The sequence below is a fragment of the Ruegeria sp. HKCCA5839 genome (assembly GCF_013035585.1).
GTDB lineage: Bacteria > Pseudomonadota > Alphaproteobacteria > Rhodobacterales > Rhodobacteraceae > Ruegeria.
This window is the reverse complement of the sequence record NZ_WQIE01000007.1, coordinates 175,982-199,061: the sequence shown is the minus strand read 5'-3', so window position 1 is coordinate 199,061 and position 23,080 is coordinate 175,982. Positions and strand designations below refer to the sequence as shown.

Below are 23,080 nucleotides of genomic sequence, written 5' to 3'. Positions count from 1 at the left end.
GAGACAACACGGTCTCCGAAGTTGAATCAACCATCATGCGACCTCATTTTTCATATACTGACCTGCATTGGGAAACTGCGATCTTAAACTTGCGCCGCGCGCAACGATAAGCATGATCGTTGCGATTCCCGGAATAATGCCATCTCGCATCTCCGCCGTGCCCGCCAAAATGATCAGGAAAGATAGCGCGCCTGCGCAATGTACCCAGGAATTGTTGCTTTTGAATGAGGCGATGATGGCGATGTAAGCGTGTCCGCCCAGAAACAATAGCAGGCCGACAAAACCAACTTCCCCGAACAGTCCAACGTACAGACTGTGTGGCGAATGGAGTTTTTGGTATTCAAATCCAGGTACGCTACCGCCGATAGCCAGATTGATATCTGTGTCTGAAGAAAAGATACCGACGCCAAGTCCAGTCACTGGTCTGTGAATAAGATAGGAAAAATAGTGCTCCCAGACAGCTGTCCGTCCCGTGAGAGTTGTATCTCTACCTACCAAGTCCAAAAGGAAAGGGTATAAGTAAAAGACCACGCTTGCCGCCAGAGTGAGCGAGATCATCATCGCATAGAAGGCCCGCGCACCGTCCCCAAAGCACCGCTTAAGTAGCCGAATGGCGAAAATATATAGTAGGCCTGCTGTCACAGCAACAATCGACGTCTGAGATTGAGCCGCTAAAATCGCAACGGCAATTATGAGAATGAAAAACAGGCTGGTGCGTGTCGAAATGTATTGGCAGTTCGCAATTATTAGAATACCGCCAATCGCGCAGAACCAACCGAACACGTTCTTGTGGGGAAAAAAACCTCGCAAGACCAATTCGTTTCCGTATCGAGTGAAACCTGATTGAGGGACCACGACTGCGAGCGCAAAAGAACATAGCACGACGACCACAAAAAACGTGCCGAGTGTATGCAACAACAATTTGCTATCAACCTCAATTGCCGCCGATGCAGCGACCAAAGAAGCGATGGCCCAGAAAACAACACTTTTAAGGCTGAACAACGGGTCAACAGACCACAAAATCGTCGACAGGCAACACCACAATACAAAAGGTAGCAGCGGCAACAGCACTCTCGCGACCATTAAGAAGCCGCACCGCAAAAAGTGGCCCAAGATGACGATAAGAGCCAGTAACCAAAGAATTTTTCTGAAAATGCCGTCTCCGCCACTTCGGATCACGTCACCATAGTCGTTAGGGGAGAAGTACCAGATTTGACCGAATTCGATCAGGCACATCAGCAAAACCGGAAGCAGCAAGAGTCTGCTATGGAAGACAAGAGACTCTACCACGTTCATTCGAGCATCCGATGAGTAGCTCGACATCTGTCTTGCCAATTCAGTAGTGAAGTTCCCCTCAATCTATCTGTCGCGGTCGCGAAGTAATTCATGTTTTCACAAACCTCACCATGTACCATAGCGTTATACAGAGAACGAATTGGGATAGAGCCATTCCCGCAAGTGCTCCGAAAATACCACCAACGAACGCTCCGATCGCGATCAATCCGCCGGAAACTAGAGCCATGGAGAAATAGATGATCGTCCGTAGCAATTGTCGATTGCTGGCGGTGAGCGCATCTGCGGGCGGATACTGTAAAGAAATAACCGGGCTGATCAATGCAAGGCAAACCGCAACCCACTTACTTTGCTCATAGCCTTCTCCGAGTACAAAAGGCAGGAATGGCGCGAGAACAATCATTATCACCGCACCCAACACTCCGACCCAGGCCATCTTCTTTCCCGTGGCGAGGGTGTATTCTGACAATGCGTCACTTCCCTGCTCACCAGCCCTGAAAAAGCGCGCATAAAAAATTCGTGTCGCCGCTTGATTAAGGATCCCGTTCACTTGCAGAAGGCGCGTACCCGACGCGTAAACACCAATCTGTGCCGACGATAGAAAGGCGGACAGTACTATCCGGTCCAAGTTGGTGTTTAAAGAGCGCGCAAGCTGGTTCAACATCATCAGGCAACCGAAAACGATGTCACCCCGGATAAGGTAAATCTGAGGTCTACCGAATGTCCGAGTTACAATACCTATGAGAAGGCAACTGCAAACCAATGATTGCAAAAGCGTTACTAATGACCAGCCTCCCACTGTATTCCAACCCAATAGGACAAAGGCGATGATTGCTGCAAGTGCCCGGCAACTTACTACAAACAGACGGATCAGACTGGCCTGAACCGGTCTGTCCTGGGAGACAAAGACCAATTCGGTAGCGGCAGTGACTCGACCTATCGTTATCTCCCCTAAGATAAGGGCCAAGGCGACAATCCACATAACGGAGGAGTTTGCAAAAAAATAACTCAAGCTAGCCGCAACTAAGGCCAAAGGAACGACGGAAACTCCAAAAACCAAAAGAAACTGTCCCCATGCGCGGCGGAACATGGTCGGTTGGACGGAAACTGACTTGAGCAAAGCGCTGTCTGCACCCAATCCAGCTACTTCAGCGGAAACGACTGAAACCGCATAAAGAACAGCGAGCAAACCAAACTGCTCTGGTCCAAGTGATCTTGCAGTAAGGGCAAAAACAAAAAGTTGTAGAACTGCCGACGCACCAGTTGGGCCAACTGAGAGAATGAATTTTCTCAAATCGACGCTGACAGACATCAATTCAACGCGCTCGCGAAATTTTTAAGTGCTTGTTGGAGAGCGAATTCGCCATATAGATCAGGTCCAGTCCGATTTGCTGAAGCGGTATCGACCATTTTCAAGGTCGGCTTTTATGGATCGAATAACGCGGGCTGGTGAACCTGAAATCAGCTTCTCATCCTCGTCTATCTCATTCAAAAGAACGGATCCGATTCCGATGATATTACGGTTTCCAACCCGGGTACCCGGTGCAAATCGTACAGCGGACCCTATAAAGCACCGGTTACCGATCGAGATGTTTCGGTCCATTGTGCCGATACCGTGGGTGTAAAACTGACTGGCTCGGCCTGCTAGCCATGTCCCATCTCCGACCAGAATTTGTCCGTGGACATCTATGTAGTGGCTTTCGTTGACAAGACAGTCTTTACCAAAGGCAATACTTGCGGTGTATTCCATTTCATCGCGTAGAACCCAGGGGCATATGAAAGTATTTCCTATTCCAGCGAAAAACTTAGGGCCTGCTCGGAAATCAAAGTCTCCTTTGAAACTGTTTCTTGCTCTAATGGTAGAGCCATCACCCAGCGTGAAGCTTCGGCAAAGGATGACTGTGAACATTCCAATCTTGCAGTTTTTGCCTATCTTGTATCCAAACACTCGGCGGAAAAGCCCCAGTCTGAGAGCATTCAACGGAATCGCGGAAACAAAAATCGCCACAAGAAGCATGGCGCGTCTGATGCCGCGATGATGGAACGATAAACTCAACTATTTAACCCAATTCCTGACTCTATGCATACGCATCGACGTAGCCTTGCGAAACCTTAGCTGGAGATGCAAACGACAGATCGAGGGGACCCTTCGCCTCGGCGGACCGAATCTCGTCAACGCTTTGACGTAAGCTCTTTTCGTCCAGATCGTCATCGAAGAGAGCAAGCCATCCCGGCCCGACTTGGCTTTGCAAATGTGGCAATGCGCCTTTGGCAGGTGCAAGCACGGGGGTATTCAACGACAGGGATGCTATTACCGAACCCGAGTTCAAAACTCTTCCGAAGTTCATTGCTGACAAGTCCGCGTCGCGGACAATGCAAGCGTAATCACTGTCAGACAAATGACCGAACTTGAAGATAATGTTCTTTCTGTTTGCCGCGATGGTCAAAAGCTGCTGTTTCAGTTCCTCCCCGCAGTTTCCAGCCAAAAGGAGGTATTCATCTTCTTTGGCGATCGCCAAAAATGACCGCAAAAGACTAGGCAATTGTTTGTATGGTCGCATATGACCTACGGATGCAACCAGGAAAGCATTCTCTGGAATCCCAAGTTCGCGGCGCGGGGACAAAACCTCATTACTCGGCTCAAAGAAGTCGCGGTAGTGAGGATGGGGCACGACTTTGAAACTGGCTGCAACTAAAGAGGGTGTCGTTCTCAAAATCTCCTGCTTGGCTCCCGGATACATAATAACGACAGTATCAATTCTCGAACAGATCTCGTCTTTCCACCTACCAAAAACTTTTTCCGATTTCCTTGACGCAAAATCATGCGGGCTGACGTTATGCGCCGTCCATATGAGCCGGCCACCAGAGCGTTTTACTACATCTATCTGCCTAACGAGGTCGGCATATTTAAGATCTGCGATCGTTTCAAACCGTCTCGCAAACCGCGAATGCAAAAGCCAGTCTAGCCAATGAAGGTGGATGTTTCCGGCATCCGGTCGAAATGAACCAGGCCTGAACGGTTTGACTTCGACTTCGGACAAAAAACCAGGCTCACCAAAAACGATGCGAAAAAATGGATTAATGTCCTTTCTCAAAGGGTTCTCTGACATCAAAACACGTTTCACATTTCCCTCCGCAAAAGCATTCCTTTAGTGGAACTGCCAGGCAGTGATCTCTCTGATTGAGTAACAGGCTGGGAACTTGGTATCCGAGTCGGGCGGTCCACCCCAGGAGCCTCCAACTGCGAGGTTGGCAAGCATATACATTGGCTGGTCCATATCGGGTTTAGCCGCAATATGGGCCACAGGCTTCCTGTCAATGTACCAAGTTATCAGATCACGTTGCCATAGGACACCATAACGTTTGAAGCTTTCATTTTCGTTTACCACTGCGAACTGGCACCCATCCGAATTGAAGCCATTTTCCTCCCAATGAACATGCAGTTCTATGTTTCCAGGTCTTCCACCTAGATACTCCATAACGTCGATTTCCGGCGGCCACTGACCAGGTGCGAGCAACCAAAATGCAGGCCAAAGGCCCTGTCCGCGAGGCAACTTAGCTTCAATTTCAAAGTAGCCGTATCTTTGTAAAAAACTCCGGCGGGACGATATCATTCCTGAGATGTATGGATACTGATTTAGATATTCGATAACTCCCTCAGGCGTTTCCCGGGCACAAATGCTTAGAGCACCATCAGTGACTTGGAATGGGTTTAGGCCAAGTGGTAAGTCGCTTGAGCCACTAAATCCGGGATCGACGTAGATCTGCAACTCCTTGTTGTTCTCCAGAGTTCTGGCGCGCCAGTCAGAGTATTCGTTGTGCGCGTAGTGCGGCTGCCAAACCGTATCCGTTAGGCCGAATTCATCAAAATTGTCTCGGAAGGTTGGGAAGAGAGTGACAGTCGCATTTGGCGTGCTAACAACCGGTTCGCATGCGTTCGGGGGACGATCCGTCGGCAAAAAAGCCAGCTGAAGGGTTTCCTTGCTGTGAGCTGCACCAGCAACAAGCAAGGGTAATACTGAAAACAGAACTGCTCCAAAAGCAATATGTCGGATTTGCCAGAAATCTTGAATGGTCATAGCACAGTCACCAAACCAATCGCTTTGGCTTTATTGCCCAAGAGCACATCCACTATCTGTGTGGTAGGTCGTATCTTTGGCTTTTTCCCCTTGGTGACAACAATGACACGGTCTGCAATTGACGCCCATGCATATGACAGGTCAGACCTGTCTGGTGTCGGAAGCACAAGCAACGTGGTGTGACACGCTGTTAGCAAGCGCTGCCGCATAACCTCACCTCCGGCTTCAATTAGGCTTGTGTCTGGAATCATGTTGCTTTTGATGTCATCACCGGATTCGTGAGGTGCGACGATCACGACCGAAGCATCTCGCAGGACAGTCGCTTCACTTCCCAACATTGCATGAGCAACAACGGTCGCGCTCAGTGTTTCTTCTGTGGGGAAAAGTGCGACGATCATGGGTTCTGCTGCACCTTCCAGCAGGCTGTACTCAATGCTATTCAAACCGCCCACCGCGCCGATATCATAATCTTGGAATTGTCGCGTTCGGTTGAGTGGCAGACGCGAATAAACAGCTCCGAGCAAAGGAAGTCGAAGCGCCTTCTGCATTGCCCCCAAGGTCTGGAACCTTTGTACGATGATGTCCCACAGAAGGATCGCGCCGACGATACTCATAAGACCAGCAAAAGCGGCCACGCCAACAAAAAGCTTTCGCCGCGGTCCGGCCGGATGCTCAGGCGCTATCGCTGTATTGATAATACGAGCTCCGGGCGAAATCCCCTCGCGCCTAACGAAAATTTCGTTTCTGCGGATTAGAAGGTTTGTCAAAAGTTGTTGTGATGCATTTGTTTCACGAAGCATGTTTTCCAACAACCTGTTTGCCTCAGCACCATCGAGAGCAGTCTTCTTAAGTCGCTCGGTTTCAACTTCGAAAGCGCTTATCTCGTCGGCGGCGATGCGATTTTGGGCCTCAAGGTCGCGCAAATCGCGCCGATCCGCAGTTGAGAGAACGCCCGCTGCCTCCTGTCGTTTCAAGTCATCAATCGCGGAGGAAATCTTCGACTTTCTCAGACGTGCAGAAACGCTGGCATCAGCCACAGATCTGATTTGTCGATTTACCAGTTCAGCATCACTTAGGCCCTCTTTTAGCAAGCGCTCCCTTTGCTGCTGAATGTTTCGATTGAGTTCGTCGGTCAGTTTTCGAAGTCTTTCAATCTCTCGATCGATCCACTGCAAAGTCCTTTCGGTTGTTTCGCTCGCTACTTGCACCTTGTGATCGAGATATGCGCTGGTCACAACGTTCGCCAAATTTGCAGCCTCGACAGCAGAACCAGCGGTGGCCGTGATGACAACAGCCATTGAGTTGAGATCGCGCTTAACATCTATCTGTTCGCGCAGTTCTACCACCGCTTTGGTTGTGCCATCGATAGACCTGTCGGCGCCAGCGGACGCGATGCGCATGGCGGCATCTTCCAAGACAGGAAGTGAAAGCAAAACTGCAATTTCGTTCGATACATGGACAGAATCGGCCAGATTGGCAGTTGCGGAAACGTCCGCAATGTCACCAAGAAGTACACGTTCTCGGTCAAGTAGCAGCGTCGCCGAAGCCTCGTATGACGGCGGCAACTGATAAGAGTAGTACCAGGCGGCGGCGGCGGGTAGAAAAACTGCTGCTAGTATTACCATCCAACGTTGAACAAAAGGCAAGACAAGCGACCTCAGATCAAGAGGCCTAAAGCGATCCGTTTGGTCTTCGAGGTGAGAGCGGAATTTGCCGCGATCGTTGGCTTCGGACACACGAAGCTTTTCGGCAGTTATTCTTCTGCCAGAATGACTGTCTTTGGCCGTAAATCCAGTTGCGGCCGATTCCAGCCTGATTCTCGACTTTGGGTCTCGGTCGAACCTTATGTTGTCTTCACCCATCTTTGAGCGCTCCCGCGCCGGTCATGGCCGAAGACTTGCCAACATCAGCATACCAGCCGTCCAGCGCCTCTTTATAGATACCGGCGGTTTTCCTCGCGATTTCGTTCCAGCCTGTTAACGAGACAGGTTCGACCGGTTGTGGTCTTAGTTTAGCAAATTCCCGAAGAGCCTGCGCAAGCGCGTCTGGATTTTCAGGCGGTACAAGCCGACCAGATAGTCCGTCAGCGATAGTTTCACTAAATGCACCAATGTCCGAGGCGATAATCCAGCGCTTAAGACTGTGCACCATATACAAAACCCCACTGGCTTCGATCTCGCGGTAGGGGAATACAAAAGCGTCTGCGCTGGCGAAAAGCGTACGCATCTCTGGAAAATCAAGGAAAGAAAGACGCAGATCTACGGTGTCATGTAAATTATTTACTTCAATCTCTTGCTCTATTGCGCCCAAATCCATAAGCGGCTCGCCAGCGATTATAACTTTCAAGCCTTGGCGTTCCTGAACGCTCAGGCGCGCAAGTGCGTTTATCAATACGTCGACGCCCTTGTAGGGTCGCAGCTTTCCAAACAACACGATTTTCGCGGTTTTGTTTTTCGAGGGTCTTGGCAACGTTCCGAAGTCACCCATTGGCCCATGCGGAATACAGACCATCTTTCGCTTGTGGATCCCGCTGGCCGCAAGTTTTTCTAGTCCAGAAGGCGTATGAACCACAATCTTGTCAGCTAATTTCAACGCACGAATGAAACCCGTTAACTGGAGTCTCGATGTCGGTGTCCCATTAAATGGACTTGTGTCATGAACCGTCGCGATCACCGGACCATATCGTCTGGCTATGCGCATTCCGTAAACATCCACCAAAGGAAACGGTAACCACTGAAAATGAGAAATGGTGGGGACGCCCCTCTTTAAGCCTGACAAGTTCACAGTGTCCCGGCAGTGTTCAATACCTTTGGCAAGCACCCGGAATCTATGTCTCTTTTTTGGAATACCGTCGGAGGTTTTGTAATAATGATCCGCATACGGAATCTCCGGCGCTTGCTCCTGCTTCCGAAGTGGTCGACCAATCAGCACAGCATCCAGGCCCACTTCCTGCAAAGCGCTGACGAAATGCTCGTCGTAAGGAAGCGTGAAGAGCGAGGGGTCAATTACGTTAACCGCCAGTTTCATGACAGCCTAACAATCTTTTCAGTAACGAAAATTCGAAAGGGGACGATTCTGTCTGATGAAAGCGCTCGATGCCAGAATGTACTTTGCAAACTCGTAATTTTCGGTAACCAACCACCAGATGGAGTCCTGTAGAATAACGTGTTCAGAGACTTGTTTGATCGGATATGAACAATAGTGAACTCCGTTCGCGCGCTACCGCTTGATTGTCTAAAACTAATAAATCTCATCACTCTGTAACCACCTGAAACATCCTTAGGCATTGCGCGCTAAAACCAGTTCTTTACATCGCACCACGTCCAGTCAGAACGACGAATGGAGTTTTAAAGAAGATAGCCAAGTCGCGCTTAAACGACCAATTACCGACATACTGGCAATCGATCTCAACGCGTTCTTTGAACGTCCGCTCATTGCGCCCCGAGACTTGCCACAGCCCGGTAATTCCTGGCCGTGCCTGTACGTAAAACAGCTGGCCCTTTCCGTACATCTCGAATTCAGGCTCGGTAATGGGCCTCGGACCAACAATACTCATATCTCCGAATAGCACGTTGAAAAGTTGAGGTAGTTCGTCAAGACTGGTTTTTCGCAAAAAATTCCCGACCACGGGAATTATTCTTGGGTCCTTTGAAAGCTTTCGATACTTGGCAAATTCAGCGGCGGCGGATGCGTCTTCGGCCAAGTGTTTGGCCAATTTTTCGTCCGCATCAATGTGCATTGTGCGAAACTTTAGGCAGCTAAATCTACGGCCTGAAAAGCCAATTCGTTCATGTCTGTAAATCGGGCTACTACGAGTCAAGAGAGGAATTACAGAAGCTACTATCAAAAAAATAATTGCGGTGGAGGCCAGAGCGAATAACGCCATAACGGTATCAAACGTTCGTTTCGAAGTGCCTCCGATCGGAATGGTCGGGTTGAAAAGGCTCGGTTCGGATCGAATTTCTAACTCTTCCGAAATGGTCATTGCAATGCGACTCCAAATTTAAACACGAAAACAGAAACCTCAGTCGGTGCAGTTCGGTAACGCAAGTCCTTTAATGCCGGATCAATCGCTTAGGATAGGTGTAAACGGATATTTCGTGTCGTTGCCGATAGAAATAGATTTTTCGGTCGAAGCATCCGAGGTGTGAAGTTGTTGCCTGAATGCAGGCGCTACTGCTAAAAATATAATCAGATAGAGAATTCCCTGACGGATATTTTCGCAAGCTTTCTGCGGCCAAAACGTCTCAACTCTTTGCGCGAATCGAAATAATAAATCGTCGCACATGACCAGGTAGAAAATCACAATTTTTGCGAAACGAAGCTGAAGATCATAGCGAGCTGTGCCTACGGCCAGAACCAGTATCGGCCTTGGGCAATTTACTGAGTCGCAACCTGCCCGCTTTTGTGAATTTGCGCGCAGACAAACGCGTATATATATCCGACGGCCCAGGCATTGTGGATGATGAAGACAATTGGCCCCGTCCACAGACCTGCGGGCGATTTAAGTTTGCAGGCGAATATCAGACTCAAAGCCAACAACACGCCCAAGTACGCAATTACGGGAGCAATCGCGACACTCCAAAAAGCGGACACAAGAATACAAGCCAGCAACAGTGTCGCGCACAGCAGCGGTAACACTTGCCTAACCTTAAGTCTCGTTCCGTGCTTCATTATATTGCGTGCGCGTCCAGCTCCGTAGTTAAAATACTGCCGTGCCAGCTTGTTTAAGCTATTTCGGACCACATATTTCAGTCGAATGCTCGACTCCATCCATATCAATCCGTTTGCCTTCGCAAAGCGCGCATCCAGTTCCGCGTCTTCATTGTGTGAGAAGGTATCATCATAACCTCCGACAGCCCGGAACCATCGCAAAGCGAAGCCAGCATGATGTCCGTGATCGACATACCCACTGAAATTTCCACCTCTGTGGTGTGCACCTCCCGAACCAATGCGAGTGTCAACGATCGTGGACAATGAGCGCTGAAAAGCATTTTCGCCAACGGCATCCATTACGACAGCTATCGCCGCCGTATCTTCGGGCATCAAAGCCAGTTTTGAAACGACACGACGCACAAAACCAGAGGGATATATTGCATGTGCATCACAGCGAACCAGAAAACGAGCGCCTTCAGCTTCGGCAAATTCAGCAACAAGGTTTACAGCTGACGACTGCAGCCTGCGGGAATTATTCACAAGCCGCAAATTAGGATATTCGTCTCTCAGTCGATCAACGATGGTGCATGTTCTATCTGTACTACCACCATCTGCAACAATTAGGCAGACGCCCGCCATCCATGGATCGCCATCGAGGAGTTGCCGGATACAATTTTCAATGTTCTGCTCTTCGTTCAGAGTCGGTATCGCGACAAACACGTCATTAGCTGGCGGCGCCAACGCCTCAACCTCTGCACAGTTTTCAGACGATTGCATCATACCTAAGATCCGATCGACGGCTTGGCACCGGATACTCGTCGCAGATTTGTTCCGTCCCGCGCGTATTCTACTGATCGCATTCCAAGGTGGGCAAAGTACCGCCCCTGCACCTTGACCGTCTCGAGCCACCAGCCGATCATTGCTCCGGTCGGCTCTCGACGCAGTACAGGATAAAAAAGTAGTCTGACTGTGAGACCCGCTGTCTTGATAAGCGTTTTGAAGCGACCCTTGGCAATCTCTTCCTCCATTACCATATGGTTGCCTACTCTAAAGCGTCGTTTTCTCATCCATTTCCAATTTGCGCGTTTCTCTGGAATTTCCTCGAAAGCAAGTGCATGTTCTTCCCAGTGCATCCTTTTGCCCAGACCAAAAAGACGCGAAAAAAAGACCAGATCGCCACCGCCTGTGAGACCATAGGCATCGTCAAAATAAGGTGCTTCGACATCTGCAATCTGAGCCAGGTCAATGATAAAGTTACTGGTCGCATGCACGAAATCTCTACCGCTTCTTTTTTGAGGGGCCACTGCCCAGAAATGGGAGTATTTGTTCAGTTCATCATTTTGCTTAGGAAATACGGGATGCACTATTCCTCCAACCACACAGGCGCCCGTGTCGCGCTGTGTTTCAACAAGTGCTTTGAGCCACCCTTCCGAAGGCCATTCGTCATCGTCCAACATTGCAAGACTGGTGCATCCCGCTTCCTGCGCTTCTTCAATGCATCGATTCCTTGCCGCTGAGATACCCGGGGACTTTTCGACAAAAATACGTAGATCCAGAGATGTCTCCGCGCTTACGCGAGCAACAACGGCTGAAACGGACGGATCGGAGCCATCGTTGTCGACCACAAAAACGATTGGTTCCGGTTCAACACCTATCAATCCAAGCGGCAGTGACCGAAGCAGTCGTTGCAATCCCTGTGGCCTTTTGAACGTACAGATGCCAATACCGATGTTAGGTGCCGAACGGTTCATTCAAATAATAACTCCCTGTTATGCGATCGTACTGAAGCACTAGGCATAGCGCTTCGACAGCATACTGGTTTGTTCAACTAAGTTACGCCTGTCTTTGATCGAAATTGGAATTGTCGACTGAATTGCCATGCCGATGTGGTGAGGCTTTATGCGCTCGAGCATCGTTTCGTTGTTTTCACCCGCAGTCCAGCAAGTCAGGCTGAGCGACTCATCCGTTGGGTAATGTCCTGAAGCCTTGCCAAGGATATGCTCGCAGAAAACGCCGTAAAGGATATACTCTGAAAACTGTGGCGTTCTCATCAATAAGTTTTGCCAAGACTGTCCAGCCACTTCTTCAATGTGTTTTACGAGTTCGCGTACCCGATCCTTTCGCCAGACCACTACTTGATCAATGTAACCAGCACCAAAGTAACGGGTGGGCGGAAGATCAAGTAATTGTGACGCGGCAAGATGCCAGGACCCTTGCGGTTCGCGCTCACCGAGATGCGGGTTAGCAAAAAGCCGTACGGCACCGTCATCCGACGCGACATGGCTTCTAGAAAACTGCTTTATTAAGGCCGCGTCACTGTCGAGGTGGACGACTATTTCGGCGCTGCTGGAAGCGGACGCGCTAAGTTTTAATACTTGTTGCACAATCCAGCCATTGGTCATCTTCCCATCAGGAAGAAGAAATTGATCATGGTTAGATAGCCCCAACCACTTTCGCCAACGTCCTCTTGGAATCGGTAATGTAAGTAGCCCAGATGGAAGTAGCTCCTCTGATGCTACTACCTCGCGTCGGTTATTGTTAAGATGACGGAACATTGCGACATCTCGATGCGGAACGGCAACCAAGTGGCGAATTTCCGGCGCCTGGCGGTCTGTGCTTTCACACATGACCTCGCAAAGCTCTAAGTCACCTCTGAAAGAGCAGGTTAAAAACTGAATATCGGAAGTGTTCGTGGTCATGGCGAAACAAAACCCAAAAAACTAGCCTTATAAGAATGGTCCGGGAGGCTTTCGCAACCCGATCATTAGGAACGACTTTTCATGCGCTTATAGCCCAAGTGATACTTCACAGATTTGGGTCAGCTCCTGTCAGTCTAGGCTGTTCCCATTGTTTCGCGACAATCAACCCTTTCACCGGTCATCGGAAAAGCTGGACCCCCAAAAATAGCCTCAGCTGCTCAAAATTTGATCAGCAAGCTAGACTTTCGTTAAATAAGAGGTGCTGTGAGACCTATTCGAGCCATCCTCAGTATGCCCGTTGACACTCTCTCCGTTATGCTTGTGGTGCCTCGCCATTCTATGCGTAGCCGTGGATTATGCGCACGCGATCCGCGATCGCGAAGCAAATGGCCGCAAGTTCTGCTTCGCTGACGCATACGATCGACTTACCCCCCCTGCGCTGGCAATGACCTGCTCCCCTGAGAGTCCTCGAATTGAGGTTAGCTCTGTTCAGGTTTTGGTCTTCCTTTGACCGGTTAGCATATTCGCATGGCGTCAGGCCAGCGAGGCTCGAATGCGGGCGGTGGTGATTGTAGTCGGCGCACCATGCCGCAATCATGCGGCAGGCATGGCGCAGAGACGGGAACAGGTGTTCGTTCAGGCACTCCTCCCGCATCCGCCCGTTGAAGCTTTCGACCAAGCCTTTCTGCATGGGCTTGCCTGGTGCGATGTAGTGCCATTCTACCTGGCGATCCTCCTGTGATTTCAGCATGGCGTTCGACGTCAGCTCCGTGCCGTTGTCCGAGACCACCATGCACGGGTAATCACTCGCGAGCTTAAATAGCCAGAGGCCGCTAAACTGAGCGGGATAGGTGGAATCGGCTTGGTGAGGAAGCTACGTTTAGATGAAGCCATTTTACAGTCGGCGCGCAAGCCTCGGGTAGTTTGATTGAATACATATACTAGTTTGCTCAGTCAGAAGCCCCAGATTTCGGTGCTGCCCAGGTGCTGCCCAAATAGACAACACCATGCTAGCAATCCAATAGAGGGTGGATAAATATTTGTAATTATTGTGTAAATTGGTCGGAGCGAGAGGATTCGAACCTCCGGCCCCTGCCTCCCGAAGACAGTGCTCTACCAGGCTGAGCTACGCTCCGACCGTGGCGGGTGATCTACAGAAGGGGGGCGGGATGCGCAAGGGGGATTCTGAGGCTAAGGCAGCGGGTCGGTTTGGTAGAGGCGCACCTTGGTGCCGCCATGATCCACGACCGGGCCGGGGGCCAGCAGAGGCAGGCGCGTTGCGCGGGCCAGTGCGGGTGCGCTCGTTACAATGCCTATGCGCCAGCCTTGAAATCTGGACATAAGCGTTTTGCCCAGGCTTCCGTAGAGTGACCGCAGGCGTTTTTCGTCTCCGATACGCGCGCCATAGGGGGGATTGACGATCACCAACCCAGTCGGACCCGGCGGGGGTTTGATATCGCTGACGGCGCGCTGGCTGAACCGGGTATTGTCCGCCACGCCTGCGCGCGCGGCATTTGCGCCTGCTGCCTCAACCGCACCGGAATTGCGATCAGATCCGAAATGGATCAATTTGCTGTGGGTCGGTGTGTACGAAGACCGCATCTGAGACCAGGCATCTGCGTCAAAACCAGCCAGTTGCTCGAATGCAAACGATCGCGACCGACCGGGCAGCAGGCCCCTAGCGATCTCTGCGGCCTCGATCACGAATGTGCCCGATCCGCACATCGGGTCCAGAACGGGCTCTGACCCGTCGAAACCACACGCGCGCAGGAACATCGCGGCCATGGTCTCTCGCATCGGGGCCTTGGCGATGGCTTCCTTGTGCCCGCGCTTGTGCAAAAGCTCTCCGGAACTGTCGATCGAAAAGGTGCAGAGGTCTTTTTCGATGCGCAGCAGCACGCGCAAGTCGGCCTCGGACGAGATGGGTGCGCCAAGCGTTTCGTTGATCGCTCGTTCGACCCTCTGCCGCGCGGCACCTGCGTGATAGATGCGCGACTTGCGGCTGGTGGCCTCAACCCTGACAGGGATATCCGGGCGCAGAAAGTCAGCCCAAGGAAATTTGCGGCACCGTTTGTCGAGTTGCGCCAGATGCACTGCCGGGAAACTGCCGATACGCGCCAGAACCTTGTTGGCCCCCCGCAGGCAGAGATTGGCGCGCCAGACCTCGGGCCATGATCCCTGGCAGACGACACCGCCCGGAACTTTTCTCGCGTCTGCGAATCCGTTTTTCTGCGCTTCGGCACACAGGGGCGATTCAAGCCCTGGGGTGGCGACCAGAAAAATCTCGAATTTCGTGTGTTTTGTCATTTTGGTTGCTTACACTGGATGCAACAGGGGCGCGACCGGCTAATTTGAGGAAAATCTGATGAATGAAACGCCAAAAATCCTGAGATTGCGGGTTTGAGCCATGACTTTTCGCGGTAACGGGTTTGCGTTTGTGACCAACCGCGCGTAAAGGGTCCATGATCAGAAATACGCCTGCGGATTCTGGAGTGTTTACGATGCGATTGCAAAGCGAACCCAGAGTATCCGCGCTGACGCAAAACCCCGATTGGGTGTAGGCTAAGCTGGCGCAGAGAAAAGGCTTGGAAGACCGTAGCAAGATGCAAACTTTCAATCTGAAAAAGGGGCTGGACCTGCCGGTCGAAGGCGCCCCGGACCAAAAGATCCAACCGGGGCCGGAATACAGCCGTGTTGCGGTTCTTGGGGGCGACTATATCGGTCTGAAGCCCAAGATGCTGGTGCAGGAAGGTGACATCGTGCAGCGGGGCGCGCCGCTCTTTTGTCATAAGGACGCTCCTGAGGCTATGATGGTGGCCCCGCTTGGCGGCAAGGTGGTTGCCATCAACCGCGGTGCGCGACGTGTGTTGCAAAGCGTGGTCATCGAAGTGTCTGACGCCAATGACACCGGCATAGATTTTTCGGACGTCGGTGATGCCGATACGGCCGAAGGCGTGACAACCAAACTCTGCGCGGCGGGTCTGTGGACGTCGTTTCGTACGCGCCCCTATTCCAAAATGCCGCAACCGGGAACTGCGCCTGCAGCGATCTTTGTTACCGCCATGGACAGCGACCCGCTGGCACCGGATGCGGGCTTGATCATCTCCGAGGTGACAGAAGCCTTTGCGGCGGGTCTTGCGGCGGTTGCCAAGCTGACCGAAGGCGTGACCTATGTCTGCCACAAGGATGGAGATACCGTGCCGGGCGCTGACGTGGCCGGGGTAGAGCTTGCGGCATTCTCTGGCCCACACCCTTCGGGCCTGGCCGGAACGCATATTCATTTTCTCGAACCCCTGATCGGTGACAAGCAGGTCTGGACGATAGGATACCAGGATGTCATCGCCATCGGTCGGCTGATGCTGACGGGCCATCTGGACCCCAATATCGTGATCGCCCTGTCCGGGCCCGGTGCGCGCCAGCCGCGCCTGATCCGAACTGTTATGGGAGCTTCGACCGACGATCTGACCCGCGATGAGGTCAATATCAACGGCACCGCCCGGATCATCTCGGGCTCGATCCTGTCAGGCCAGCATGCTGAGGGGCCAACTGCCTTTTTGGGTCGGTTCGCCCGACAGGTAACCATCATCCGTGAGGATCATGACCAGATCCCGATGGGTTGGATCCGTCCGATGCCGTCTAAGTTTTCATTCCAGCCGGTGCTGGGCTCGGCGTTTTCGAAAAAGCTCTATGCTTTGACATCGAATTTGAACGGTGGACGGCGCGCCATGGTTCCGACTGGCGTGTTCGAAGAGCTGATGCCGCAGGATTACCTGCCGACCCAGCTGTTGCGCGCGCTCCTGGTGATGGACACCGATACGGCTCAGGCGCTGGGTGCGCTGGAGCTGGATGAAGAAGATCTGGGCCTTGTAGGCTTTGCCTGCCCGGCGAAATATGAATACGGGCTGGCGCTGCGCGACTGTCTGAACAAGATTGAAAAGGAGGGCTGAGCCGATGGGTTTGCGCAGCTTCTTTGATCGGATCGAGCCGAACTTTACCAAGGGCGGCAAGTACGAGAAGTATTTCCCCATCTACGAGATGGTCGAAAGCTTTATCTACACGCCGAAAACCGTCACCACCGTTGCGCCACATGCGCGGTCATATATCGATATGAAACGCATCATGACCTATGTCGTGATCGCGACGATCCCATGTATTTTGTGGGGGATGTACAATACCGGCTATCAGGCGAACTCGGCCATTGCCATGCTGGGCGCGGACGCGGCCACCGGCTGGCGGATCGCCATCCTGCAAGCATTCGGCATTTCACTGAACCCCGACAGCATCTTTGCAAACGTGATGCACGGGATGATGTATTTCCTGCCGATTTACATCGTCACTTTGGTCGCGGGCGGCATATTCGAGGTCATCTTTGCCACCGTGCGTGGGCACGAAGTGAACGAGGGCTTTCTTGTTACTTCGATGCTTTACACCCTCATTATGCCCGCTTCGGCCCCGCTATGGCAGGTGGCGCTGGGGATCATCTTTGGTGTGGTCATCGGCAAAGAAGTGTTTGGTGGTACCGGCAAGAACTTCCTCAACCCGGCACTTGTTGGGCGGGCTTTCCTGTATTTCGCCTATCCTGCCAGCATGTCGGGCGACACCGTCTGGACACCGGTGGATGGCTTCTCGGGCGCGACCGCCCTGTCAGTGTCGGCCTCGCAAGGCTATCAGGCGCTGGCCGCGGATGGCATCACCTGGTGGAACGCCTTCTTTGGCACCATTCAGGGCAGCTTTGGTGAGACATCGACGCTGGCATGCATGATCGGCCTGGCCTTCTTGCTGACCACGCGGATTGCGAATTATCGCCTGATCCTGGGCTGTTTGGGTGGAACAATCGGCTTTACCCTGCTGTTGAACCTGATCGGGTCCGACACGAACCCGATGTTTGCCATGCCGTGGTACTGGCATATCGTGATCGGCGGTTATGCCTTTGGGCTGGCCTTTATGGTGACCGAGCCGGTCTCGGCCAGCCACACCAATCTGGGCCGCTATATCTATGGCGCACTGATTGGTGTCATGGTTGTGATGATCCGGGTGATCAATCCGGCTTTCCCCGAAGGCATGATGCTGGCAATTCTGTTCGGGAACGTATTTGCACCGCTGATCGACTATTTTGTTGTTCAGGCCAATATCAAACGGAGGGCGCGTCGCCATGTCTGATCCGCAACCTCAAGAACCCAAAGGCGCCTTTGCCAAGTTTCTGGCGGCTTCGCCGGATTCAGTTGGCAAAACGATCGTCATCGCCGTGGCCGTCTGCCTTGTGGCTTCGATGGTCGTATCTGCCGCCGCCGTCAGCCTGCGCCCGGTGCAAGAGGCGAACGCCCTGAAGGACAAGCAGGTCAACGTGCTGCAGGTGGCAGGTATCTACGAGCCCGGCATCGACGTAACCGACGCTTTCGCAGCGTTCGAACCGCATGTGCTGGATCTGGCCACCGGCAACTTCGTCGACGATCAGTTCGACCCGGCCACGTTTGACGACATCGCTGCCGCCAGCGACCCTGACCTCAGCGTCGCGTTGGAGGATGATCCGGCCGGTATCGGCCGCAAGGCCAAATTCCGCGTGATCTATCTGCTGCGCGACGATGCGGGCGGGCTGGATAAGGTGATCCTGCCGCTGCATGGTTATGGGCTGTGGTCAACGCTCTATGGCTTTATCGCGCTGGAAAACAACGGCAACGATATCTTCGGGCTGCAATTCTATCAGCACGGCGAAACCCCAGGTCTTGGGGCCGAGGTGGACAACCCGCGCTGGAAAGCGCTGTGGAACGGTAAAAAGCTGCGCGACGACGCGGGTGATCTTCAGATCACCGTGGCGAAATCGCAGCCTGCCGCAGGCCCCGACTTTTACATCGACGCGCTGGCCGGGGCGACCCTGACCTCGGTCGGTGTCGACAACCTGGTGAAATTCTGGATGGGTGACGCGGGCTATGCTCCGTTCCTGGCCAAGCTGCAAGCAGGAGAGATCTGATGTCCCAGACCAAGAAAGAGATGCTGGTCGACCCGCTTGTCGACAACAACCCGATCACCTTGCAGGTCCTGGGCATCTGCTCGGCGCTGGCGGTGACCTCGTCGTTGCAAGTGTCGATGGTGATGGCGCTGGCGGTGATCTTCGTGACATCGTTCTCGTCCTTCTTCATCTCATGCCTGCGCAATCAGATCCCCGGCTCGATCCGGATCATCGTACAAATGGTGATCATCGCCTCGCTGGTGATCCTGGTAGATCAGATCCTCAAAGCGTATGCCTTCGAGATCTCGAAAACCCTGTCGGTCTTTGTGGGCCTGATCATCACCAACTGTATCGTGATGGGCCGGGCCGAGGCGTTTGCGATGAAGAACCCACCGGTCGCGTCTTTTATCGACGGCATGGGGAACGGGATGGGCTATGGCCTGATCCTGCTGCTGGTCGGGTTCATCCGTGAACTGTTCGGCGCAGGATCGCTGTTTGGCATCACCATCCTGCAAACCGTGAACAATGGTGGCTGGTATGTGCCCAACGGCATGCTGCTGCTGCCACCTTCGGCGTTCTTTATCATCGGTCTGATAATCTGGGCCTTCCGCACATGGAAGCCGAACCAAGTGGAAGAACGTGAATACAAAATCCAGCAGGTAGAGGCCCACTGATGGAAGGTCTGATTTCACTGGCCGTAAAGGCCATCTTTGTCGAAAACCTCGCGCTCAGCTTCTTTCTGGGGATGTGTACTTTCATCGCCGTATCCAAAAAGATTTCCACCGCGCTGGGTCTGGGCATCTCGGTCATGGTGGTGCAAGCCATCACCGTGCCTGCCAATAACCTGCTGCTGAACTATCTGCTGAAACCGGGCGCGCTGGCCTGGGCGGGTTTCCCGGATGTGGATCTGACTTTCCTTGGTCTGATCTCGTATATCGGTGTGATCGCGGCAATGGTGCAGATCCTTGAGATGGTCTTGGATAAATACTTCCCGCCGCTTTACAACGCGCTGGGGATTTTCCTGCCGCTGATCACGGTAAACTGCGCCATTTTGGGTGGCTCGCTGTTCATGGTAGAACGCGACTACAACTTTGCCGAGGCGGCGACCTATGGTCTGTCGTCGGGCTTTGGCTGGGCGCTGGCGATCACTGCAATGGCGGGTGTGCGCGAAAAGCTGAAATACTCGGACATTCCAGACGGTCTGCAAGGCTTGGGTATCACTTTCATCACCGCTGGGCTGATGGCGATGGCCTTCATGTCCTTCTCGGGCGTGAAACTGTAAGGAGGGCGGAATGGAAACCTTTGGCTTAGGTGTAGCCCTTTTCACCGTCATCGTTCTGGGCCTTGTCGCCATCATCATGGCGGCACGGTCGCGGCTGGTGTCGACCGGTAATGTAAATATCACCATCAATGGTGAGAAAACGGTCTCTGTTCCCGCCGGTGGCAAGCTGTTGCAAACCCTGGCGGCCGAAAAACTGTTCGTGCCCTCCGCTTGCGGTGGTGGCGGGACCTGCGCACAATGCCGGGTGCGGGTGCATTCCGGTGGCGGCTCGATCCTGCCGACCGAGGAAAGCCACATCACCAAGCGTGAAGCTGCCTGTGGTGACCGACTGTCCTGTCAGGTGGCGGTCAAGCAGGATATGGATATCGAAGTCCCGGAAGAGGTCTTTGGCGTCAAGAAGTGGGAATGCACAGTGCGTTCGAACGAGAACGTCGCGACCTTCATCAAGGCTCTGACGCTGGATCTGCCCGAGGGCGAGGACGTGAATTTCCGCGCCGGTGGCTATATCCAGATCGAAGCCCCCGCGCATGCGCTGAAATACACCGATTTCGACGTCGAGGAAGAATATCGCGAAGATTGGGATCGCTTCAATCTGTGGCAATATGAATCGGTCGTGAGCGAACCGATTGAGCGCGCCTATTCCATGGCAAACTACCCGGATGAAAAAGGCATGATCATGCTGAACGTCCGCGTGGCCTCTCCACCTCCGGGGGCCGAAGGCATCCCGCCGGGTCAGATGTCATCCTATATCTTCAACCTGAAACCGGGTGACAAGGTTACGATCTCGGGTCCGTTTGGTGAATTTTTCGCCCGGGAGACCGAGAAAGAGATGGTGTTCATCGGTGGCGGTGCCGGTATGGCACCCATGCGCAGCCACATCTTTGATCAACTCAAACGGCTTGAAAACCGCAACCGCAAGATCAGCTTCTGGTACGGTGCGCGGTCCAAGAAAGAGATGTTCTTTGTCGAAGATTTCGACACTCTGGCGAAAGAGTTCGACAATTTCGAATGGCATGTGGCCTTGTCCGATGCGCAGCCCGAGGATGACTGGAAAGGCTATACCGGCTTTATCCATAACGTGTTGTTCGAAGAATACCTCAAGAACCACCCCGCTCCCGAAGATTGCGAATATTACATGTGTGGCCCGCCGATCATGAACCAGTCGGTCATCAACATGCTGCTGGAACTGGGCGTGGACCGCGAAGACATCATGCTGGATGATTTCGGCGGCTAAGAACCGGCAGTGGATACTGCCCCGCAGACGCCCTGCCGTGGATTGGCGGGGCGTTTTCTTGTGCCGGGGCGGAGCGGTTGGCTTCCGTTAAATCTTGCAATGTAATGCAATTTGCACTACATATCTGTCAGAACGGAGTTGACCCATGCTTTCGATGAGAGACATACACACAGACGAAGCCAATGATATGACGACGCAAATTCGTCACGGGCAGAGTATGAAGGACAAGATCGACACGGCTGCGGCAGTGCTCGGTGTCAACAAGTCTGTCTTTCTCCGCTGGGCGCTGGAACGCCAATGCGCACAGGTGATCGAAGAACAGCAGCGTCACAGGCTGACCGAGGAAGATGCGTCGGCCTTTGCGGCGGCATTGGATGCACCGGTCGTCGTCTCTGACCGCGCGGCGAAATCGGCGAAATCCTTTGCGGCGCGCGTGGTGCATGCTGACTGAAGCCAGCCCGATTGAAATTCGGAAATTTGACGGTAAAACCCATGACCGCAGCGCGTTTGATAGCGGTCATGAGCGGCTGAACAACTATCTCAAGACCAGCGCGACCAAGCTGCAAAAGGGTGACTTTACCCGCATCTATGTGGCGGTTTTGCCCGGCCAGTCAGAGGTATTGGGATATCATGCCATCAACTTTGGCGAGCTTGACGCGCGCGCGCTGGAAAAGGTGCCTCGCGGGGCGCCGGCGCATATGCAACTGCCGGTGCTGTTCTTGGGCCAGATCGCAGTGACCAAAGGAGCCATGGGCGTTGGTTTGGGTGGTATCCTTATGCACCATGTCTTTGAAAAAGCGGTGCAACTGGCCGATCAGGCCGGATGTTGGGCGATCATTCTGGACGCTGTGGACGATGATGGCGAGGCTGCGTTCCAAAAGCGCATAAGCTGGTATGAAGCGTTCGGCTTTCGGCGCATGCCAAGCAAGACATGCCGGATGTTCATGACGCTCAAAGACGTGCGCGGGGTTGTCGAGACCCGCAAGGCCGCAGAGTAAAGGCCTTTAGTTGCGGCTCACATCGATGCCCAGAACCCGCTTGATCGCTGCGGGCGCATCGCTGCCTGATGCACGCATATGGACCTCAACCTCTTGCAGTTTAAGATCGACCAGATACCTGTACCAAAACCCCTGCAACAGGTGAAATTTGCGCCCGTTTACGGTGTCAAAGACCCCAAACCGAACCACAAAGCGCCACAGGAAATAGGCAAAGGCCCGCAGCCCCGTGGGCAGGCGCGCATAGATCGCCTCTTTCACCCACCGTTTGCGCCCGGCCTGAGACGTGGTGTCATCCCCAATCGTTTCATGCGGCAGGAACCGGTATTTCAGGTTCAGCAAGTCAACCACCTCGCGGCTGGCATAGTGATTATGCTTGTCCACCCACCAGCTTAGGGGTTTGAGGTTGTCATCCAGCAGCGTGCCTTTCAACCGCAGGCTATTGCCTTGAACCTTGATATGTTCGTCCATCCACCGCGTCTCGCACCGGCCCTTGCCCGCGCGAAACAGGCGCAGAACATAGACGGGGAACAGGCCGCCGCGTTTTACCGGTTGCTGCAGGAAGTTCATATAACGCGGGACAAAGATGCCGGCGACGTCCGGGTCGATATTAGGCAAGCTGCGGCCGATCTCATCGCGCAGTTCAGCGCTGACAACCTCATCTGCATCCAGACGCATTACCCAACCAGCGTCTATTTGATCCAGAGCCCAGTTGAACTGATCGGCATAGTTGCGCCAGGGGTGGTGCAGAACCTCGGCCCCCGCTGCGCGCGCGATCTGGCAGGTGTCATCTTCCGAGCCGCTGTCGACCACCATGATACGGTCAGCAATGTCGCGCACCGATGCGATGGCGCGTGCGATGTGCAGCGCCTCATCCCGCGTCAGGATGATCACA

21 protein-coding genes, 1 tRNA gene and 1 pseudogene are annotated in these 23,080 nt (G+C 53.1%); 8 read left to right on the top strand and 15 right to left on the bottom strand.

Annotated features, from left to right (window positions below; genetic code table 11):
* Positions 1-33: 33 nt before the first annotated feature.
* From GOV38_RS17980 to GOV38_RS17915, 14 genes and pseudogenes are all read right to left on the bottom strand, one after another.
* Entirely contained in the window at positions 34-1,296 is a 1,263-nt protein-coding gene (locus GOV38_RS17980; protein ID WP_171208083.1) for an O-antigen ligase, read from the bottom strand.
* A gap of 88 nt (positions 1,297-1,384) precedes the next feature.
* On the bottom strand, positions 1,385-2,605 hold the full coding sequence (locus GOV38_RS17975) for a lipopolysaccharide biosynthesis protein (protein ID WP_171208082.1): 1,221 nt from the start codon (positions 2,603-2,605) through the stop codon (positions 1,385-1,387).
* A gap of 60 nt (positions 2,606-2,665) precedes the next feature.
* Positions 2,666-3,349: a DapH/DapD/GlmU-related protein gene (locus GOV38_RS17970; RefSeq protein ID WP_171208081.1), complete on the bottom strand. Its 684-nt coding sequence runs from the start codon at positions 3,347-3,349 to the stop codon at positions 2,666-2,668.
* Positions 3,350-3,371: 22 nt separating this feature from the next.
* The gene (locus tag GOV38_RS17965) at positions 3,372-4,418 is read right to left on the bottom strand and encodes a hypothetical protein (RefSeq protein ID WP_171208080.1); all 1,047 of its coding nucleotides are present in this window, start codon (positions 4,416-4,418) and stop codon (positions 3,372-3,374) included.
* A 24-nt stretch (positions 4,419-4,442) separates the two neighbouring features.
* Positions 4,443-5,372 carry a family 16 glycosylhydrolase gene (locus tag GOV38_RS17960; protein WP_171208079.1) on the bottom strand — a complete coding sequence of 310 codons (930 nt, stop codon included), beginning with the start codon at positions 5,370-5,372 and terminating at the stop codon, positions 4,443-4,445.
* A complete protein-coding gene (locus tag GOV38_RS17955; protein WP_171208078.1) occupies positions 5,369-7,234 on the bottom strand; it encodes a Wzz/FepE/Etk N-terminal domain-containing protein in 1,866 nt (621 codons plus the stop codon). Before GOV38_RS17955 ends, GOV38_RS17960 begins: the two co-directional genes overlap by 4 nt.
* Positions 7,227-8,399 (bottom strand): glycosyltransferase, encoded by a 1,173-nt coding sequence (locus GOV38_RS17950; protein ID WP_171208077.1) that lies wholly within the window; start codon positions 8,397-8,399, stop codon positions 7,227-7,229. The genes GOV38_RS17955 and GOV38_RS17950 overlap by 8 nt, the downstream gene beginning before the upstream one ends.
* A 280-nt stretch (positions 8,400-8,679) precedes the next feature.
* Positions 8,680-9,357 carry a sugar transferase gene (locus tag GOV38_RS17945; RefSeq protein WP_171208076.1) on the bottom strand — a complete coding sequence of 226 codons (678 nt, stop codon included), beginning with the start codon at positions 9,355-9,357 and terminating at the stop codon, positions 8,680-8,682.
* A gap of 395 nt (positions 9,358-9,752) precedes the next feature.
* Positions 9,753-10,808: a glycosyltransferase family 2 protein gene (locus tag GOV38_RS17940; RefSeq protein ID WP_171208075.1), complete on the bottom strand. Its 1,056-nt coding sequence runs from the start codon at positions 10,806-10,808 to the stop codon at positions 9,753-9,755.
* Positions 10,809-10,810: 2 nt separating this feature from the next.
* Positions 10,811-11,779 carry a glycosyltransferase family 2 protein gene (locus tag GOV38_RS17935; protein WP_171208074.1) on the bottom strand — a complete coding sequence of 323 codons (969 nt, stop codon included), beginning with the start codon at positions 11,777-11,779 and terminating at the stop codon, positions 10,811-10,813.
* 39 nt (positions 11,780-11,818) lie between these two features.
* Entirely contained in the window at positions 11,819-12,727 is a 909-nt protein-coding gene (locus GOV38_RS17930) for a DUF6492 family protein (protein ID WP_171208073.1), read from the bottom strand.
* 493 nt (positions 12,728-13,220) lie between these two features.
* A pseudogene (locus GOV38_RS17925) lies at positions 13,221-13,526 on the bottom strand (integrase core domain-containing protein); the annotation flags it as partial.
* A gap of 260 nt (positions 13,527-13,786) precedes the next feature.
* Positions 13,787-13,863 (bottom strand) — tRNA-Pro (locus GOV38_RS17920).
* A 55-nt stretch (positions 13,864-13,918) separates the two neighbouring features.
* Positions 13,919-15,034 (bottom strand): class I SAM-dependent RNA methyltransferase, encoded by a 1,116-nt coding sequence (locus GOV38_RS17915; RefSeq protein WP_171208072.1) that lies wholly within the window; start codon positions 15,032-15,034, stop codon positions 13,919-13,921.
* Between the two features lie 296 nt (positions 15,035-15,330).
* Between GOV38_RS17915 and GOV38_RS17910 the strand changes: the two genes are divergently transcribed.
* The 8 genes from GOV38_RS17910 (at position 15,331) to GOV38_RS17875 (ending at position 22,188) form a co-directional block, all read left to right on the top strand.
* On the top strand, positions 15,331-16,674 hold the full coding sequence (locus tag GOV38_RS17910) for a Na(+)-translocating NADH-quinone reductase subunit A (RefSeq protein WP_171208071.1): 1,344 nt from the start codon (positions 15,331-15,333) through the stop codon (positions 16,672-16,674).
* 4 nt (positions 16,675-16,678) lie between these two features.
* Entirely contained in the window at positions 16,679-17,887 is a 1,209-nt protein-coding gene (locus tag GOV38_RS17905) for an NADH:ubiquinone reductase (Na(+)-transporting) subunit B (RefSeq protein WP_171101938.1), read from the top strand.
* On the top strand, positions 17,880-18,695 hold the full coding sequence (locus GOV38_RS17900) for a Na(+)-translocating NADH-quinone reductase subunit C (RefSeq protein ID WP_171208070.1): 816 nt from the start codon (positions 17,880-17,882) through the stop codon (positions 18,693-18,695). Before GOV38_RS17905 ends, GOV38_RS17900 begins: the two co-directional genes overlap by 8 nt.
* Entirely contained in the window at positions 18,695-19,348 is a 654-nt protein-coding gene (locus GOV38_RS17895; protein WP_170356558.1) for an NADH:ubiquinone reductase (Na(+)-transporting) subunit D, read from the top strand. Before GOV38_RS17900 ends, GOV38_RS17895 begins: the two co-directional genes overlap by 1 nt.
* On the top strand, positions 19,348-19,956 hold the full coding sequence (gene nqrE / locus GOV38_RS17890; RefSeq protein WP_050603817.1) for an NADH:ubiquinone reductase (Na(+)-transporting) subunit E: 609 nt from the start codon (positions 19,348-19,350) through the stop codon (positions 19,954-19,956). The genes GOV38_RS17895 and nqrE overlap by 1 nt, the downstream gene beginning before the upstream one ends.
* Before the next feature lie 10 nt (positions 19,957-19,966).
* Entirely contained in the window at positions 19,967-21,190 is a 1,224-nt protein-coding gene (nqrF, locus tag GOV38_RS17885; RefSeq protein WP_171101940.1) for an NADH:ubiquinone reductase (Na(+)-transporting) subunit F, read from the top strand.
* 145 nt (positions 21,191-21,335) lie between these two features.
* Positions 21,336-21,641, top strand: coding sequence for a DUF1778 domain-containing protein (locus GOV38_RS17880; RefSeq protein WP_171208069.1), 306 nt, complete (start codon positions 21,336-21,338; stop codon positions 21,639-21,641).
* Positions 21,631-22,188, top strand: coding sequence for a GNAT family N-acetyltransferase (locus GOV38_RS17875; protein ID WP_171208068.1), 558 nt, complete (start codon positions 21,631-21,633; stop codon positions 22,186-22,188). Before GOV38_RS17880 ends, GOV38_RS17875 begins: the two co-directional genes overlap by 11 nt.
* Positions 22,189-22,194: 6 nt before the next feature.
* Here GOV38_RS17875 and GOV38_RS17870 read toward each other — a convergent pair whose 3' ends face one another.
* A complete protein-coding gene (locus GOV38_RS17870; RefSeq protein ID WP_371808496.1) occupies positions 22,195-23,079 on the bottom strand; it encodes a glycosyltransferase family 2 protein in 885 nt (294 codons plus the stop codon).
* Between the last annotated feature and the right edge of the window lies 1 nt (position 23,080).